The sequence below is a fragment of the Gemelliphila sp. 1F1 genome (genome assembly GCF_056897515.1).
In genome coordinates, this window is sequence record NZ_JBXHBE010000002.1 from 47,331 (window position 1) to 65,372 (window position 18,042).

An 18,042-nucleotide genomic window follows, 5' to 3' on the forward strand; every position below is an offset into this window, starting at 1 on the left:
TTCCTCCATAATCTTATTATTTATAAAATTGCTGAACTTTTTCTAAAATTTCTGTTGGAGATAATTCTAATTTTTCTCCAGTTTTTCTATATTTAAGCTCAACTACATTTTCTCCTGCTTTTTTACCTACTATTATTTGAATAGGAATACCTATAAGGTCAGCATCATTAAATTTAACTCCTGCACGTTCTGCTCTATCATCAAATAATACTTCTACTTTTTTATTTCTTAACTGTGCATAGATTTCTTCACTAAGTTTTACTTGCTCTTCTTTCTTAACATCTACACAAATAACGTGTACTTGATAAGGAGCAGCCTCTTTTGGCCAAATTATACCTTTTTCATCGTTATGTTGTTCAATAATGGCAGATAATAGACGTGATACCCCTATTCCATAGCATCCCATATAGAAGTGATTAGCTCGTCCATTAGCATCAAGATATGTAATATTCATTGACTCCGAATATCCTTTTCCTAATTCAAAAACTTGCCCTATCTCTATACCTTTAGCAAATTTAACAGGACCCGATAAATCTTCTGCAAGATCGCCCTCTTCAATCATACGTAAATCATAATATCCGTCTACTTCGTAATCTCCAGGATTAACATTTATATAATGGAACCCTTTTTTGTTAGCTCCACAACTATGATTGTACATATATTTAACAGCATTATCCGCAATAACTTTACAATTTTTTATATCAAATGGTCCCATATATCCTACTACAGAACCCATACTCTCTATTTCTTCAGGAGTTGCCATCTCTACTTCCGAAGTATTAGTAGCTTTTTTGAATTTTATTTCATTTAATTGATCATTCCCTCGCATAAGAACTAAATATAACTCACCATCAGCTTTCAAAGCTAGACCCTTCATAGCACGAGTTACATCAACTCCACAATATGCAGCTATCTCATCAATAGTTTCTTGTGCTGGTGTTTCTAATAAACTTCTTTCTTTTTTCTCATAAACGGGCATTGTGTAGTTTTCTTCGACTACTTTAGCAGTTTCTATATTAGCAGCATAATCACTTTCTTCAGTATAAACAATTGTATCTTCTCCTACGTCTGCTAACGCCTGAAATTCATGAGTATAACTTCCTCCTATATTCCCAGAATCTGCTTGAACTGCACGATATTTAAGATCTAAACGATCATATATTTTCGAATAAGCACTATAAAAATCATTGTAAGTTTCTCTTAAAGATTCTGGACTATCATGGAATGTATACGCATCTTTCATAATAAACTCTTTACATCGCAAAAGTCCTAAACGCGGTCTAACTTCATCTCTAAATTTTGTTTGAATTTGATAAAGACTCATCGGAAGTTGTTTGTATGAAGTTATCATATTATTAACTGTTTGACATATTATTTCTTCGGCTGTTGGGCTTAGTGCATATCCTGCTCCCTTTCTATCTTTCAGACGCATTAATTCATCACCCATTTTATGCCATCTACCTGATTCTTCCCAATATTCTTGAGATTGAAGTATAGGCATAAGTAATTCTACAGAGTTAATTGCCTCATGCTCTTCTCTAATTATTTTTTTAATTTTTTCTATAATGTTATTAGCTAAGGGCAAGTATGTGTATACACCAGCTGACACCTGCTTAACCATACCTGCTTTAATTAACAACTTATGACTTGTCGCTTCTGCGTTGGCTGGTACTTCCCTTGTAGTTGGAATAAAAGTTCTAGTTTGTCTCATAAAAATACCACCTCATAATTTTTTTTTAATATGTATATAATTATATCATATATCAGATTTAAATTTAATCATTTATATAACAATTTAAAAATTTTTTAGTGTAAAGTTTATAATAAATTTAATCAAGTATATCAATATATAGATTTTTTTAGTATTTTTAGGTATAATCTACTTAAAGGGTAATAGATAAGGGGGAATAAATATGAATCTATTTCACTTAAAATATTTTGTTAAATTAGCAGAATTAGAACATTATACTCAGGCATCAAAAGAACTTAATATAACTCAACCTAGCTTGAGTAACGCTATAAGTTCTTTAGAAGATGAAATGTTAATAAAATTGTTCGAAAAAAAGGGAAGAAACGTTGTTCTTACTAAATCTGGAAAAATATTTTTTAAAGTAATAAAATCAGCACTTGAAAGCATTGATGACGCAGTAGATTATGTTCAAAAAATTAATAGTGGTAGTGGCCTAATTAACATAGGATTACTTCATATTTTAGGTTCAAAAACAATTCCAAAATTTTGTAAAAACTTTAAAGAAATTAACGAAAGTAAAGATATTAGATTTAACTTTTATAATAATTTCACCGAAAAACTATCATTAGGCCTTAAAAATGGTGATTACGATGTAATATTTACCTCAAAAATTGATAATGATAATTCTATAGAATATGTGCCAATAACTAATCAAAATTTAGTATTAATAGTTCCTAATAAGCATGAACTAGTCGAAAGAGAGAATATCTTAATTAAAGATTTAATCTCCTTTGACTTTATTTCATTCAACAAAAAAAATTGCTTACACGATGTTATTATGAATAATTTTAAGCGTGTAAATAAATTTCCTAATATATTATATACTGCTGAAGATGAACAAACTATAATAGGATTAGTAAGCCAACATTTAGGAATAGCTATTGTTCCTGATTTACCCATATTAAATAAATTAAATATTAAAAAATTACAAATTCAAGATATAGAACAAAATAGTTTTTTTTATATGGCATATTTAAAAAACGACACTAAGTTGCCTGTTGTTTGTAATTTTATTGATTTTATTGAACGATATAAAATAATTAAATAATAAAAATAGCTATATATTAACCTAAGCATATTTTAGTTAATATATAGCTTATTTTTTAATTTACTGCTTTTGCTATTTGATCAATAGTTCTTTCAAAAGAAGTTAAACCATTAGGTGCTAAATAAACATATTCAGCATCTAATTCATAAATTTGTCCATTTTTGCTCGCATTTGTAGTTTTAACAAGCTCATTATCTAATGTAGATTGTGCATTAGCGTTAGTTTTACTTTGAACAACTTTATTACGATCAACATAGAATATAATATCAGGATTTAATTTTGAAATATATTCATAATTTATTTCATTTCCGTGAGAACTTTCTTGGATATTAGGATCTGCAGCCTCAAATCCAAATAAACTGTGAATATATCCAAAGCGACTATTAGGTCCAAATGCTGTTATTTTTCCTTCATTAGTCATTACTATTAAAACTTTTTTACCAGAAGATTTTGCTTTTTCTGATATTTCTTTTATTTTTGCTTCAAAGTTAGCTTTATCTTTATTCACTTTATCTTCAACACCAAATACTTTGGCCACTTCCATATTAGTCTTTATCATACTATCAAAGAAATTATTATTATCTGTAGTAAAGTATGCTACTGTTCCAAGTTTTTTTAATTCATCAAGAACACTTTCTTGTCTACCGGCTGTAAATATTACATCAGGCTTAAATGTACTAATGGATTCATAATCTGGTTCTTTCAAACTACCACCCTTTTGAGTATCTTTTATCATATCTGAAACATAATTAGCTGATATTTTAGGTGTAATTAAATTTTCTACTTTCACATCATAACGTTGCATTAAATCAAGAACAGCTATATCAAAGACTGCAACATTTTTAGGATTTTTTACCACTTCCACATTTCCTTTGCTAGTCTCAATATTCACCTTAGTCATACTGCTATTTTGTGTTGTAGAATCACTACTACTTGAACACGCCACCAACGTTGTTGCCATAGCTACTGCTGCAAATGGCATTAATATTTTTTTAAATTTTTTCATTTTTTAACCTCCAAATTATTTTAATTATAATACATACATATTCTACAATTATTTACTGAATATATATCCATATCTAAAGAATAAATATCTTGCAAAACTTCTTTAGTTATTACATCTTCATTAGATCCTTCTGCTACTATTATACCTTGTTTTAGTGCCACTACATTATCTGCATAAACAGATACAAAATTTATATCATGAATTACAACTATAACAGTTTTATTTTTTTCTCTTACCAATTTGCGTAAAACTTTCATTATTTTTACAGAATGATTCATATCTAAATTATTAAGTGGTTCATCAAGCAAGATATAATCAGTATCTTGAGCTATTACCATAGCTATATAAGCCATCTGAATTTGCCCACCACTAAGCTCATCTAAAAATTTATTTTGTAAATGTTCTATTCCAATATAATTGAGTGCTTCATCAACCTTTTCTTTATCTTCTAATTTTAAATTTCCTTTACAATATGGATATCTACCGAAAGAAACTAAATCTCGTACTGTTATTCTAATATTAATATTATTAAATTGACTTAATATAGAAATTTTTTGGGCTAACTCTTCCGTTTGCCAATTAGTTAAAGATTTATTATCAATAATAACATCTCCACTATCAGCTTTTAGAGTTCTAGCCATTATATTAATTAATGTACTTTTACCTGCTCCATTACTCCCTATAAATGCTGTGAATTTATTTTTTTCAACTTTACAACTTACATTGTCCAAAACTTTAGATTTTCCGTAAACTTTAGTTATATTTTTAACTTCTAACATTTCGCTTATTCTCCTTAATTATTAAATAAATAAAGTAAATTCCCCCAATAAAGTTTATAATTATTGATACTGCTGTATCGTAAGAAAATACTCTTTCCATAATTAACATAGAGCCTACAACTAATATAATTCCTATTATTGTAGAAAAAGCAGTTTTATAAATGTGCTTATAGCTAGAAATATATTGTCTAGTTATACTAACTACAATTATTCCTAAAAAAGTCATAGGACCGACTAAAACAGTAGATACACTAACCAAAATAGAAATTAAAATAAAAATAATTTTAACTAATCTACTATAATTAACCCCCAAAGATATTGAGGTTTTTTTCCCTAGTGATAGAACATCTAATTTAGCCATAAAATATAATGATACTATTAACACTATAATTAATAATATGGCCGATATCTGTAAATATCCATAACTAATAGTATTAAAACTAGCAAAAATTTTCCCTTGTAATACTAAAAATTCATTCGGATCTAACAATACTTGCATAAAATTAGATAGCGATCCAAACAGACCACCTAATACTATACCACAAAGAACTACCATATTTACACTAGCTGACAATTTCTCAAATAGAAATACATAAATTATTAGTGAAAATATAATCATTAGAAATAATGATACAAAAAATTCAGTAAAACCTGTCATCTTACTAAGCTTACTAGATCCAAAAATATAAACTACTAATGTTTGTAAAAATATATATAAACTTTCTAACCCCATAATACTAGGAGTTAAAATATTATTGTTAGTTATACTTTGAAATGCAACAGATGAGTATCCGGTAGCATAACAAACTAAAATTATAGTTGCTATTTTTTTTATACGTAAATTTAATATATAATCTGAGTTTGCTCCAATAAATATATATGTTAAAACTATAAACAAAGAAACTAAAGAAAGTATTATTAACTTTTTTCTTACTACACTATCTTGCATATTTTTTTCCTTTTAATAAAATAAATAAAAATATTATACTACCTGCTACTCCAACTACAACGCTTATAGGTATTTCATATGGCATATATAAAGATCTACCAATAATATCTGCTATTAATAAAAAGTAAGAGCCTAAAAGTGCTGTATCAAAAATAGTAGATTTTAGATTATCTCCTTTTATCATACTAATAATATTTGGAATTATTAACCCTACAAATGGGATACTCCCTATAGTAACAACCACTATTGCTGTAGTCGTAGAAATTATCATCATCCCTATACTAAGTATTCTATTATGATTAAGTCCTAAATTTGTTGCTATCTTCTCTCCTAATCCAGAAATAGTAAATAAATTAGCATAAGAATAGACAACAAATAGCAATGGTACCCCAAAATAAAGTATTTCATAATTACCTTTAGATATTAAAGCAAAATTACCTTGTAGCCACGAAGAAATATTTTGCAAAATATCGTACTTATAAGCAAAGAATGTCGAGACACTTCCTACAACTCCTCCAAGCATTATACCTATTAGTGGCAACATTAAATTATCTTTAGTACCTATAACTCTTATCAACTTCATAAAGAAAAAACTACCAAATAAACCAAATATTAAAGCCACCAATATTTTCATCAAAATACTGGCATCTTGATAATAAAATAATGTAAATAATACACCTAACTTGCACCAATCCATTATTCCCGTTGTTGATGGAGATACAAATTTGTTGTTCGCCATAGTTTGCATAACTAAACCATTTATACTTAAGATACTTGCAGTAACTATAATACTCAATAATCTAGGTAGTCTACTCAATAAAAGAAGCTTGGTATGTTCTTCGTCACCTTTAATAACTTGTGCAATACTAAAATCTTCAACGCCAATAGTTAATGAAAAGATAGATAATAAGACGAACAATACTATCCAAAAAGCTCTCTTTCTATATATAAATATCATCTCCTTTAAATGAATTGATAACCATTATCAGTTGTTATTATATCATATTGTATTCCTATACACAATATTTATTATTAAGTTTTAGTTTTATATATTTTATAATATTAAAAAATTAATCAAATTATAAAAGAATATTTAATAGTTTACTATCGTAAAATACTAAATATTCTTCTTTTCTTATTTAAATATTATTTTATTAGTTAATTACATTCATTTCTAATAATTTCTTATGTAAATTGTTAAATTCAATTATTGACAATGTTTCACTTCTTCTAGCAGGATCAATTCCTACTTCTAAGCAAGTTGTTGTTAAAATCTCTTTTTTATCTTTTCCTACAAAAGCAATAAGATTATTCATTAATGTTTTTCTACGTTGCGCAAAGCACTTTCTAACAAATTTAAAAAATTTGTCTTCATCAATATCAATTTCTTTGTTATCTTTAGTCATAATTCTAACTACCGCACTCTCAACATTAGGTGCTGGCACAAAAACTTTTTTAGGCACAGTAAATAAATATTCTACATTTGTATAATAATTTAACAGCACAGTTAACGAATTATAATCCTTTGTGCCTACTTTAGCATTTAATCTATTTGCAACTTCTTTTTGCATCATTACTACATAACCATCAATTAATGTAGTATTTTCTAATAAATGAGTAAGTATGGGCGTGGTAATATAATATGGTAAATTAGCTACCACCATAATTTTATTACAGTCGACTAATTGCTCTTTTATAACTTTATCAACATCAACCTTTAAAATATCCTCATTAATAATTTGGACATTATCGTAGTCAAATAATGTTTCTTCTAAAATCGGTAATAATCTTTTATCAATTTCAAGAGAAATAACTTTTTTAGCTTTTTTGGCTAAAGCTTCAGTCAATGATCCTATTCCTGAACCTATCTCTATTACAGCTGTTTCTTCGTCTATTCTAGCACCATCTACAATTCTGTTTAAAATATTGTTATCTATTAAAAAATTTTGCCCAAAACTTTTCTTGAATTTAAAATCATATTTTTTTAATATTTGAAATGTTTTTTTAGGTGTACCTATCATTAATGTTTTCCTTCTATTTCGTTAATTTTAGCTACTAGTTGCTCTTTTGAAATATTATACATATTTAATTTATTTAGCAATTGCTTAGCATTAGTATATTCAATATTTAACTTTTCACAAAGTTTCTCTCTTAAAATTTTTGAGGATTTATCAGCAACTAGACCTAATTTTATTAATAGCTCATTAGTTATATCATTTTTGATTGTTTCCAAAGGTGTATAACATTTTTCTAATGCAAAAATAATATCTTCTTTACTTGCCGCTTCTATACCTATCTTACCTTTTTTATCAACAGCTTTTTTATTAGATATGTATGCTTGTTTGGCTGTAGGAATATTTTGAGTTATTATATTTCTAATGCGTTTGCCTGCATAATCAGGATCAGTTAATATTATTATTCCTCTATTTTGCGACAATATTTTCAATCTTTCTATTTTTCTTTTCGTAATTGCCGATCCGTTAGTTTCAAATGTATCACAATCTACAGCTTCTTTTACTCTGTTAGTATCATCACGACCTTCAACTACTATTATTTCTTTTATTTTCATAGCATAATATATCCTTAATATTAGAGTATTAACTATTATAATATCATATTTGTTAATTATATTGTAGTATTCTAATTAAATTTATAAAGCTAATTACTATAAAAAATGTAGCTTATTTATTTTATAAGCTACATTTTTAAGTTTATTTTCTTATAACTGAAATATTTAACTCTAATAATTGTTCTAAATCTACTTTAGATGGTGCGTCTGTCATCAAACAAGATGCATTTGCTGTTTTAGGGAATGCTATCGTATCTCTTAAATTGTCACGACCTGCAAGTAACATAACAAATCTATCTAATCCTATAGCACATCCTCCGTGTGGTGGCACTCCGTACTCAAAAGCATCTAACAAGAAACCAAATTGACTTCTTGCACTTTCTTCACTAAATCCTAACGCTTTTAACATGGAAGTTTGAATATCTTTATCATATATTCTCATACTTCCTCCACCTAGCTCATATCCATTAAGAACTATATCATAAGCTTGCGCATAAGCTTTTTCTGGTTCTGTTTCTAATAAATGTACATCTTCAACTTTTGGCATAGTGAATGGATGGTGAGCTGCACTATACTTACCACTTTCTTCATCAAATTCTAATAATGGCCAATTTACTACCCATAAGTAATTAAATTTATTAGGATCAATTAAGTCTAAATCTCGTGCCAATTTTTGACGCAATGCTCCTAAAGAGGCATAGCATACTTTTTTACTATCTGCTGCAAATAAAATTATATCTCCTACTTCTGCATCAACACGTTCTTTAATTTTAGCAACTAGTTCTTCATTAAAGAATTTTGCAATTGCTCCTGTAAATCCTTCTTCTGTAACTTTTACCCAAGCAAGACCTTTTGCACCATAATTAGCTACATAGTTCCCTAAGGCATCAATATCTTTTCTTGAATATTGTTCAGCTACTCCTTTAGCTACGATACATTTGACTGCTCCACCTTGTTCTACTGCATTAGAAAATACTTTGAAATCACTATTTTCTACTATGTCGCTAACATCTTTTAGCTCCATACCAAATCTAGTATCTGGTTTATCACTACCAAATCTTTCCATAGCTTCGTTATAGTCCATTCTTTCAAAAGGTAACTTAACATCAATACCTTTAACTTCTTTCATAACGTGAGCTATTAAACCTTCAATCATGGTTATAATTTCATCTTGTGACATAAAACTCATTTCCATATCAATTTGTGTAAAATCTGGTTGACGATCAGCTCTTAAATCTTCATCACGGAAACATCTAGCTATTTGGTAATATCTATCAAAACCTGCCACCATCAATAATTGTTTAAATAGTTGTGGTGATTGTGGTAAAGCATAAAATTCCCCGGGATGAACACGGCTAGGAACTAAATAATCTCTTGCTCCTTCTGGCGTAGATTTTGTCAAGATTGGCGTTTCTACATCTACAAAATTTTGATTATCTAAATAATCCCTAGTAGCTTTAGTTATCTTAGATCTTAGATGTATTACATCTGCTAATTCTGTACGACGTAAATCTAAGTAACGATATTTCATTCGTAACTCTTCACTTGACAAACTTGCGTCATCAAGAACAAACGGTAATGTTTTTGAACTTGACAAGATTTCTACATTATCAACTATAATTTCTACTTTACCAGAACGTATTTTGTCATTTACAGTTCCTTCACTTCGTAAAACTACTTCACCTTCTATAGATACTACGTATTCATTTCTCAATGTATCAGCTACTTTATGAGCTTGCTCATTTTTTTCTCCAGAAAAAATACATTGAACAACACCCATTCTATCTCTTACATCAATAAATATTAAATTCCCAAGATCTCGGCGCTTGCTTACCCATCCTTTTATAGTAACTTTTTGACCAACATATTTTTCATCTATTAAACCTGCATAATCCGTTCTTCCGTATGCACTCATTATTATCTTCCTCCAATTCTCTCTTCAAAATATTCTAGTATGTTATTTACATTTACTGTTTCTTGCGTAAATTTTGTCATATCTTTAATAATTACATTGTTATCTAATAATTCATTATCTCCTATTATGACGGTGTATTTAGCTTTGTATCTATCAGCTAATTTTAATTGAGCTTTCATTTTTTTATCAAAATAATCGTTTTGAACTTTTAAATTATTAAGTCGCAAATCATTGGTTAATTTTATTGCAAATTCTCCTGCTTTATCTCCCATAGAAACCACAAATATATCAATAGTATCATCTATAGGCAAAGTAATATCCTCACTCTCTAATGCAAGTAGCAGTCTTTCTATACTTAATGCAAACCCTATTCCTTTTTCACCATTAGGTCCACCTAATAGTTCTACTAGCCCATTGTAGCGTCCTCCACCACAAAGAGTTTTTAGTTCCACATCTGGATTGTCTATCATAATTTCAAATGCTGTATGAGTGTAATAATCTAATCCTCTAACTAAATTGTTATCTACTTCATACTTAACTCCTAAATTATCTAAATGTCTTAAAACTTCATTAAAATAATTTTTTGATTCTTCTCCCAAAAAATCCAACAATTTTGGAACTGTTGACATAAGCTCGTGATTTGCATTAATTTTACAATCTAATATTCTCATAGGATTTTTGTGTAATCTATTCTTACAATCATCACAAAATTCATCTATTCTAGGTTCAAAATGCTTAACTAATGCTTCATTGTATTCTCTTCTTTCACTAGTATTTCCTAACGAATTAATACTTACTTTAATATTATTTATCCCAAAACTTTTATAAATATTATAAGCTAAACTAACTACTTCCGCGTCAATTCTAGGACTTTCATCTCCAATAACTTCTACGCCATACTGTACAAATTGACGATATCTTCCTTTTTGTTTTCTTTCATACCTAAACATAGGTCCTATATAAAATAATTTTTGAGGTTTTATACTATTTGCAAAAAGTTTATTTTCTATATACGAACGTACAGTTCCTGCAGTTCCTTCAGGTCTAAGAGTTAAAGAACGGTTACCCTTATCAAAAAAAGTATACATCTCTTTTTGAACTATATCGGTTGTATCCCCTACACCTCTCGCAAATAAATCCGTAGATTCAAACATAGGAGTTCTTATCTCATCATAACAAAAATTATTACTTATTTTTCTTAATTTGTTTTCTATATATTGCCATTTTTTAGATTCTTCTGGTAATATATCTTGCGTTCCTCTAGGTATATTAATTATTGCCATTAATATTCTCCTCCTCTCAATAATAAAAATCCCATACAAGCTAATGCTTATATGGGACGATTCAATCTCGTGGTGCCACCCTAATTTATACTTAAAAAGTACCTCTAATCAAATAAAAATATTAATTTGTTCAAAGTAGTGTTCCTTATTTTAAAAATTAATGTCAAGTTTTTCAGCCACGAACTCAACTCTCTTTATTAATATTAGTAAAATAAAATCTACTTTGTATTTCACTTTGTCACGATAATTATTTACTAATACTATAATAAAACTTAAAAAATGTCAAGAGGAAGATAATTTATTTTCTAAAAATATTATATTATAAATTTTTATTCAAAGGCTTGCATTGACAACGTCCTTTAGAACAATTACATTTTATTTTTTTAGGAGCCTTCAATTTCATAATTTCCAATTTTGATATTATATTTTGTATATCACCATCACTTAACTTAACAATATCCAAAATATGCAACATTACCTCTCCTTGATTAGTATCACATATTAAATCAAATGTGTTATCTATTTTTTGATAAATTAGTTCTTGTTTATTTTTAGTAGCAGAGTAAAAATATGTTTTTCCAATTTTTTCTGCATTTAAGTAATTTTTCTTAACTAAACGTGAAATTAATGTCTTTACAGTAGATATACTCCACTTTAATTTTGGTTCCAAATTTTTATGGATAGTAATGGCATCAATTTTGGGGTTAGCCCAAACTATATCCATAACATTCCATTCAGCTTGTGTTATCATATAGCCTCCTATTTACCTGTCCAATAATTCAATCTAAGAGCATTTAGAACTACCGAAATAGAACTAAAGCTCATAGTAAGTCCCGCTAACATAGGATTTAATAATATTGGATACAATATACCCGCAGCTATTGGTATTCCTAAAACATTATAAAGAAATGCAAAAAATAAATTTTGTTTAATAGTTTTTAATGTTTTATTACTCAATTTAATCGCAGTATACACGTCCTTTAAATCACTATTCATTAATACAATATCAGCTGACTCTATTGCAACATCACTACCTGCACCTATTGCCATACCGACTTGTGCCTGAACTAATGACGGAGCGTCATTAATACCATCCCCTACCATAGCAACTACTCTCCCTTCATTTTGTAATGACTTAACAATATTTGCTTTGTCATTAGGGAATACTTCTGAGTATACTCGTTCTATATTTACCTTTTTAGCAATAGTTTGTGCTGTTAAACTGTTATCTCCTGTTAACATAATAACATCAATGCCTAAATTTTTTATAGAAGAAATAGCTTTAATACTGCTAGCCCTGATTTCATCAGCGATAGCAATTATCCCGACAATTTCTCCATCTACAATTACAAACAATACAGTCTTTTGCTCATTTGATAATTGATCTGCTTCTTTTTTGAATATTATTTGTTTAGCATATTTCTCAGCAAGGATAATATTACCTATGTATACATCTTTTTCTAAAACTTTTGCATAAACTCCTAATCCCTCCAAAATTTTGTAATCTTCTGTCGGAAGTATAGAAATGTTATTCTCTTTAGATTTATTGACAATAGCTTTTGCTATCGGGTGTGTTGAGAACATCTCTACACTACTTGTGTAAGTTAACAATAGTTCTTCATCAATGTTAGACAATATATTAGTTACTATTGGCTCTCCTCTAGTTATCGTACCTGTCTTGTCCAAAACTACAGTATCTACTGTACTAACTCGTTCAAATGCTTCCGCATTTTTTACAAGAATTCCATATTGAGCTCCTTTTCCTGTAGCTACCATAATAGCTGTGGGAGTAGCTAATCCTAACGCACAAGGACAAGCAATAACTAAAACTGCAATAAATGTTTCCCAAGCTAATTGTAAATCCTGACCTACAAATATCCAATAAAGTAATGTAATTAGTGCTATTACTATAACTATAGGAACAAAATAACCGGCAATCTTATCTGCTAATTTTGCAATAGGTGCTTTTGATCCTTGTGCCTCTTCAATAAAATTTTTAATTTGTGCTAACGTAGTATCTTCTCCTACACGTGTTACACGGTAGTAAACAAGTCCATTTTTATTTAGAGTAGCTCCTATAATAGTATTTCCTATACTTTTAGTAACTGGCATACTCTCTCCAGTTAGCATAGATTCATCTATTTGTGCATTACCTTTTTCTACAACACCATCAACAGCTATTTGTTCGCCAGCTTTAGAAATTAGTAAATCTCCTACTTTTACCAATTCTACAGGAATATTTTGCTCTTTGCCGTCAACTATTTTTGTTGCATATTTTGGAGCTAAATCTAGTAAAGATTGTATTGACTTTGTAGTCTTATTTTTAGCTTTTTGTTCAAAATATTTACCCAATGTAATTAATGTTAAGATAACTGCTCCTGATTCAAAATAAATATCTACTTGTTCTCCTTTATATATAAAGAATATAGCTACTATACCTTGTACAAAAGCCGCAGATGTTCCAACAGCAACTAAGGAATCCATATTAGGTTGCTTTTGTATTAAATTTTTTATTCCTTTAGTATAATAACCAAAATTAACAATAATTATAGGCACCGATAATATTAACTGTGCTAAAGCCATATAAAAATTATTGTGCAAAATTGTAGGAATAGGCAATCCTACCATATGTCCCATAGATAAATATAGTAGCGGTATTATCAACAATATTGATAATTGTAGTTGGGACTTTAATTTGTTATCATCACTATTTTTTAAATCGGTAGTTTCACTATTTACAATATTTATATTATAACCTAATTTCTCAACAACGAATATTACTTGTTCTCTAACATTACTACTAGAAGTTACATATAATTTTTCTGTTGCAAAATTAACTTGTGCCGATTCTATACCATCAAGTTCTCTAACAACACGTTCAATTTTGCTGGCACAACTAACACATCCCATACCATTAATAATAAATACTTCCTTATAACTTTTTTGTGATGAAATCTTATATCCTAATTGTTCTACAGTTCTATAAATTTCATCCAAAGTTTCTTCGTTATTATAATCAACTATTAACTTTTCACTAGCAAAATTAACTTTAGCATCATTTATATTTTTAATACTTTGTAAATTTTTTTCTATTTTGCTGGCACAGTTTACACAACTCATGCCTTTAATTAATAATGTTTTTCGCAATTTTATCACTCCATACTAAATTTATAATCTACACTTGTAGACTGTAGTTTACAACTTTTTGAAATTTTTGTCAACATATTAATATCTATATATTATAATTTTATAAGAATGATACTTTAACACAATATTAGACAAAAAAAGATACTAGAATCATAGTTCTAGTATCCTCTAATTAAATATTATTTTCTTTTGCTGATAATTCGCGATATTTCAATGGAGTTATTTTTTCTAAAGATTTAAAAATTCTTATAAAATAACTTGTATCATAGTAACCTACATAATCAGATATTTCAGAAATAGAGAAGTCTGTATTGCTTAGTAAGTACTTAGAGTTAGATATTCTCTTGTCGTGAATATAATCAACTATACTAAAGCCCATTTCTCTATTAAATATAGAAGACAAATAACTTTTGTTTACTCCTAAATAATCACTGACATCATTTAAGCTAATTTTTTCTCGTATATGGTCATTAATATATAAAATGCAATTTCTTACTACTTGTTGTTTATTTTTATAACGTTCTTTATCTATTAATAAACAATATTTTCTAATTATATCTTCAGAAAAATCATAGTTATCCAGTTTATTTTTTATATTTATCCATAAACTATCAACATCTACTAAACTAGCTTCACTATTTAATAGTACTGCATGTAAAACATCATTAACGTAATTTAACTTTCTTCTATGTGCGTTGTCTTCAGTAGGATAATCTACGCAAGTAAGTGAATAGCCACGCAAATCAAACATCATTTCCACTTTAGTTATATCCCCTAGAAGTAAAGCTTCTCTTAACTCTCTATGAAGTTTTGCTTGATTTTCCAAAACTTCATTTACTCCATATTGAGTATCATATGTGATTTTTTTAGTTGTTTTGACACTAGTATCTTGGAATATTTCTATTTCTTCTAAATAATTGATGTCTTCTCGTTCTGCAATTAATTCTAACAAATAATTAAATTTCTTTTTATTAGTAACTGGGAATGATACAACTAAGTTTTTAACATTATCTTCAATATCTAAACTTTGTTTAATCAACATTTCTTTGTAGTCGTTAACAGATATATAGTTCTCTAAGTAAGGAGATAGAATATAAAATTCACTTTCATTTTCTTCACTAGGTACGAACAACGTATACACTGCTACTGAGCTATAAACTTTTACTAATTTTTCTTTTTTCAAATTATATTCAATAGATTTCTTCATTCTTTGTAAGTATCTTAATACAACTTTTTTTACGCCATCGTTAGAAAATTTTATTTGCTCTAAACTTTCTTCATAGTTGTCAAAATTACCGCATACAATTTGATTATCTATATCTAGTATATCTAGTATCCTATTTAATTTTTCTAAATTACTTTTCATCTACACCCTCCAACTAATCTAAAGTTACATCTCTTCTTGCATTAATTATATATGAAACAACTATAAATAAAACCGTGTAACATAAAGTCATTAAGAACAACTCTGTAACATTTAATTTATATAGATCTTTAACATATTCTCTAGTTGTTTCTGAATAGTAATAGCTAGGCAATAATGATATATTAGTAAATATATATTTGGCTGCTGTAAATTTAGTAGCTACCCATATTGACAATCCAGAAATTATACTTTTACCAACAATCATAAGCATAACTACTATAAGAGATAATATTTGAGTTTTTAGCCAAGTACAGATTAGTAATACCAACGAAATAAAGAATATACTATATAACAACATAGTTAACAAACTGACTCCTAGTTGTTCCCAAAGAACTCTTCCGAAATATTCGTCTGACATTTTTTCTTTTAGCAAACTAAAGAAATTAAAATCTTTTTTGTAAACAACATACTTTTGTACAAACAAAGAAAATACAAATCCTACACAAGACATAAAAATAACGTTGAAAATAGCTTCAAATACCTTCGCTGTTAAAATAGCTGTTCTAGACTTAGGTTTCGAATATAAAAATTTAATAGTTCCTTTAGAATACTCTTGTGAAAGGTTATTAGCAAAAATTATCATAGAAAAAACAATCGCTATATCAATGATAGACATAAACGAATTACTTATTATAACCGTATGACTAGGAAGTTCTTCGCCATAGTTAAACTTACTTATGTACTCAATTATTACAACTAATCCGAACATAAGTATAAAATATAACCAAGTAGTCTTCTTTTTATAATCTTTTATAAATTCATTAATTAATAATTTCATTATTTCTCTCCTCCTTTACCAGTTATTTCTAAGAATCTTTCCTCAAGAGATTTTTTAACTATTTTCACTGTATCAATTTCCACATAACTATTTACTAAATAAGAAATTACTCTAGCTTTATCTTCTTTTTGAAGATTTTCAAATACAAATCCTTCTTTAGTGTATGTATAGTCAATATCTAAATCTTTGATTAATGATTCTGCTAATTTATCATCATAAGTAGAAATTAATGTTTTTTCTACATCTTCTGAAATCAAGTTATTTATTGTATCATCTGCGATAATGTGTCCTTGCTCCAGTACGATAATTCTATCCGATACTTTTTCTATTTCATCAAGCAAATGAGAAGAAATTAATATAGAAACACCTGTTGCAGCAATTTCTTTTAATTTATTACGAAAATCTTGAACACCTTGTGGATCTAATCCATTAACAGGTTCATCCAAAATCAATATTTTTGGATCAATTAACAACGCTTGTGCTAATCCCAATCTTTGACGCATTCCTAGAGAATATGTCTTAACTTTTTTCCTAGCAACTTTTTCTAATCCTACAAATTCTAAAACTTCTTTTATTTTTTGCTTAGTTATTTTCTTTGTAGAAAGACGTGCTAATTGTTTTAAATTTGCATATCCTGTCATATAATTATAAAATTCTGGAGATTCTATCATAGAACCTATCTCAGAAAGCATAGCAGTATCACCAAGGCCAAGTGATTTCTCAAAACAGAAAATATCTCCCTTTGTAATTTTAGTAAGACCTACTAACATACGCATAATTGTAGTCTTACCACTACCATTAGGACCTAATAAACCAATTATTTCTCCTTCATGCATATCAAAAGTTATATCTTCTACAATAGTTTTTAATCCTATTTTTTTCTTTAATCCTATAACTTCCAAAACAGCTTTTCTATTTTCATTAATTTGTATTGGTTCATTTTCAGAATTAAATTCTCTTTCACTTAATGCTGACAACGACGCTCCTGCCATTGCTACTTCTGCTAATTTTATGTCCGTTATTAATGTTTCTTCTTTGTTTATCTTTACTTTTTCTTCTTCTAACGCTCTATTTAATTCTTCCCTATCTAGTACCAATGTATCTTCTAAATCATTTGAATCCTTGCTTTCTTCCGAAACTTTATTTTTTATTTGTTCTAATAACTCCAAATACTCTTCGTTGCTCTCCGAAGATTGTTCTGTCACATCCTCCTGATTTGAGTTCAACTCGTCATTCAAAGTATTATATTTTCCATTAAATAATACTATACTTTCATCATTAATTTCTTTTTCTTCAATTAAATCATCATTTAATTTTTCTTGTTCTTTTGAACTATTTGTCATTCTTCCAATCTCCTCTCTTTAAAATTTTTATATTTTATTATAACATAAT

15 protein-coding genes are annotated in these 18,042 nt (G+C 28.1%); 1 reads left to right on the plus strand and 14 read right to left on the minus strand.

Features of this window, described 5'->3' with window-relative positions:
- Positions 1–16: 16 nt before the first annotated feature.
- Entirely contained in the window at positions 17–1,711 is a 1,695-nt protein-coding gene (locus tag AC1XWJ_RS02480; RefSeq protein WP_483334312.1) for a proline--tRNA ligase, read from the minus strand.
- 202 nt (positions 1,712–1,913) lie between these two features.
- Between AC1XWJ_RS02480 and AC1XWJ_RS02485 the strand changes: the two genes are divergently transcribed.
- Positions 1,914–2,798: a LysR family transcriptional regulator gene (locus AC1XWJ_RS02485; protein WP_483334313.1), complete on the plus strand. Its 885-nt coding sequence runs from the start codon at positions 1,914–1,916 to the stop codon at positions 2,796–2,798.
- A 55-nt stretch (positions 2,799–2,853) separates the two neighbouring features.
- Here the strand turns inward: AC1XWJ_RS02485 and AC1XWJ_RS02490 are convergent, their stop codons facing one another.
- The 13 genes from AC1XWJ_RS02490 to AC1XWJ_RS02550 form a co-directional block, all read right to left on the minus strand.
- Entirely contained in the window at positions 2,854–3,804 is a 951-nt protein-coding gene (locus tag AC1XWJ_RS02490; protein ID WP_483334314.1) for a siderophore ABC transporter substrate-binding protein, read from the minus strand.
- A 20-nt stretch (positions 3,805–3,824) separates the two neighbouring features.
- Positions 3,825–4,583: an iron ABC transporter ATP-binding protein gene (locus AC1XWJ_RS02495; RefSeq protein WP_483334315.1), complete on the minus strand. Its 759-nt coding sequence runs from the start codon at positions 4,581–4,583 to the stop codon at positions 3,825–3,827.
- Positions 4,570–5,532 carry an iron chelate uptake ABC transporter family permease subunit gene (locus tag AC1XWJ_RS02500; RefSeq protein WP_483334316.1) on the minus strand — a complete coding sequence of 321 codons (963 nt, stop codon included), beginning with the start codon at positions 5,530–5,532 and terminating at the stop codon, positions 4,570–4,572. Before AC1XWJ_RS02500 ends, AC1XWJ_RS02495 begins: the two co-directional genes overlap by 14 nt.
- Entirely contained in the window at positions 5,522–6,490 is a 969-nt protein-coding gene (locus tag AC1XWJ_RS02505) for an ABC transporter permease (RefSeq protein ID WP_483334317.1), read from the minus strand. Before AC1XWJ_RS02505 ends, AC1XWJ_RS02500 begins: the two co-directional genes overlap by 11 nt.
- A 196-nt stretch (positions 6,491–6,686) precedes the next feature.
- On the minus strand, positions 6,687–7,553 hold the full coding sequence (rsmA, locus tag AC1XWJ_RS02510; protein ID WP_483334318.1) for a 16S rRNA (adenine(1518)-N(6)/adenine(1519)-N(6))-dimethyltransferase RsmA: 867 nt from the start codon (positions 7,551–7,553) through the stop codon (positions 6,687–6,689).
- Positions 7,553–8,101 (minus strand): ribonuclease M5, encoded by a 549-nt coding sequence (rnmV, locus tag AC1XWJ_RS02515; protein ID WP_483334319.1) that lies wholly within the window; start codon positions 8,099–8,101, stop codon positions 7,553–7,555. The genes rsmA and rnmV overlap by 1 nt, the downstream gene beginning before the upstream one ends.
- A gap of 142 nt (positions 8,102–8,243) precedes the next feature.
- Positions 8,244–10,016 (minus strand): aspartate--tRNA ligase, encoded by a 1,773-nt coding sequence (aspS, locus tag AC1XWJ_RS02520; protein ID WP_483334320.1) that lies wholly within the window; start codon positions 10,014–10,016, stop codon positions 8,244–8,246.
- Positions 10,017–10,018: 2 nt separating this feature from the next.
- The gene (gene hisS, locus AC1XWJ_RS02525; protein ID WP_483334585.1) at positions 10,019–11,293 is read right to left on the minus strand and encodes a histidine--tRNA ligase; all 1,275 of its coding nucleotides are present in this window, start codon (positions 11,291–11,293) and stop codon (positions 10,019–10,021) included.
- Positions 11,294–11,618: 325 nt separating this feature from the next.
- On the minus strand, positions 11,619–12,050 hold the full coding sequence (locus AC1XWJ_RS02530) for a BlaI/MecI/CopY family transcriptional regulator (protein WP_483334321.1): 432 nt from the start codon (positions 12,048–12,050) through the stop codon (positions 11,619–11,621).
- An 8-nt stretch (positions 12,051–12,058) separates the two neighbouring features.
- Positions 12,059–14,455: a heavy metal translocating P-type ATPase gene (locus tag AC1XWJ_RS02535; RefSeq protein WP_483334322.1), complete on the minus strand. Its 2,397-nt coding sequence runs from the start codon at positions 14,453–14,455 to the stop codon at positions 12,059–12,061.
- A gap of 163 nt (positions 14,456–14,618) precedes the next feature.
- Positions 14,619–15,812, minus strand: a complete 1,194-nt coding sequence (locus AC1XWJ_RS02540; RefSeq protein WP_483334323.1) for a helix-turn-helix transcriptional regulator — start codon at positions 15,810–15,812, stop codon at positions 14,619–14,621.
- 13 nt (positions 15,813–15,825) lie between these two features.
- Positions 15,826–16,650 carry an ABC transporter permease gene (locus tag AC1XWJ_RS02545; RefSeq protein WP_483334324.1) on the minus strand — a complete coding sequence of 275 codons (825 nt, stop codon included), beginning with the start codon at positions 16,648–16,650 and terminating at the stop codon, positions 15,826–15,828.
- The gene (locus tag AC1XWJ_RS02550; RefSeq protein ID WP_483334325.1) at positions 16,650–17,993 is read right to left on the minus strand and encodes an ABC transporter ATP-binding protein; all 1,344 of its coding nucleotides are present in this window, start codon (positions 17,991–17,993) and stop codon (positions 16,650–16,652) included. Before AC1XWJ_RS02550 ends, AC1XWJ_RS02545 begins: the two co-directional genes overlap by 1 nt.
- Positions 17,994–18,042 lie beyond the last annotated feature (49 nt).

Bases quoted from the DNA above. Each gene is read 5' to 3' on its own strand.
- rsmA (WP_483334318.1), bottom strand. From the start codon at position 7,553: ATGATAGGTACACCTAAAAAAACATTTCAAATATTAAAAAAATATGAT.
- AC1XWJ_RS02500 (WP_483334316.1), bottom strand. From the start codon at position 5,532: ATGCAAGATAGTGTAGTAAGAAAAAAGTTAATAATACTTTCTTTAGTT.
- rnmV (WP_483334319.1), bottom strand. From the start codon at position 8,101: ATGAAAATAAAAGAAATAATAGTAGTTGAAGGTCGTGATGATACTAAC.
- AC1XWJ_RS02530 (WP_483334321.1), bottom strand. From the start codon at position 12,050: ATGATAACACAAGCTGAATGGAATGTTATGGATATAGTTTGGGCTAAC.
- AC1XWJ_RS02490 (WP_483334314.1), bottom strand. From the start codon at position 3,804: ATGAAAAAATTTAAAAAAATATTAATGCCATTTGCAGCAGTAGCTATG.
- AC1XWJ_RS02540 (WP_483334323.1), bottom strand. From the start codon at position 15,812: ATGAAAAGTAATTTAGAAAAATTAAATAGGATACTAGATATACTAGAT.
- AC1XWJ_RS02495 (WP_483334315.1), bottom strand. From the start codon at position 4,583: ATGTTAGAAGTTAAAAATATAACTAAAGTTTACGGAAAATCTAAAGTT.
- AC1XWJ_RS02480 (WP_483334312.1), bottom strand. From the start codon at position 1,711: ATGAGACAAACTAGAACTTTTATTCCAACTACAAGGGAAGTACCAGCC.
- AC1XWJ_RS02545 (WP_483334324.1), bottom strand. From the start codon at position 16,650: ATGAAATTATTAATTAATGAATTTATAAAAGATTATAAAAAGAAGACT.
- AC1XWJ_RS02505 (WP_483334317.1), bottom strand. From the start codon at position 6,490: ATGATATTTATATATAGAAAGAGAGCTTTTTGGATAGTATTGTTCGTC.
- AC1XWJ_RS02550 (WP_483334325.1), bottom strand. From the start codon at position 17,993: ATGACAAATAGTTCAAAAGAACAAGAAAAATTAAATGATGATTTAATT.
- aspS (WP_483334320.1), bottom strand. From the start codon at position 10,016: ATGAGTGCATACGGAAGAACGGATTATGCAGGTTTAATAGATGAAAAA.
- AC1XWJ_RS02485 (WP_483334313.1), top strand. From the start codon at position 1,914: ATGAATCTATTTCACTTAAAATATTTTGTTAAATTAGCAGAATTAGAA.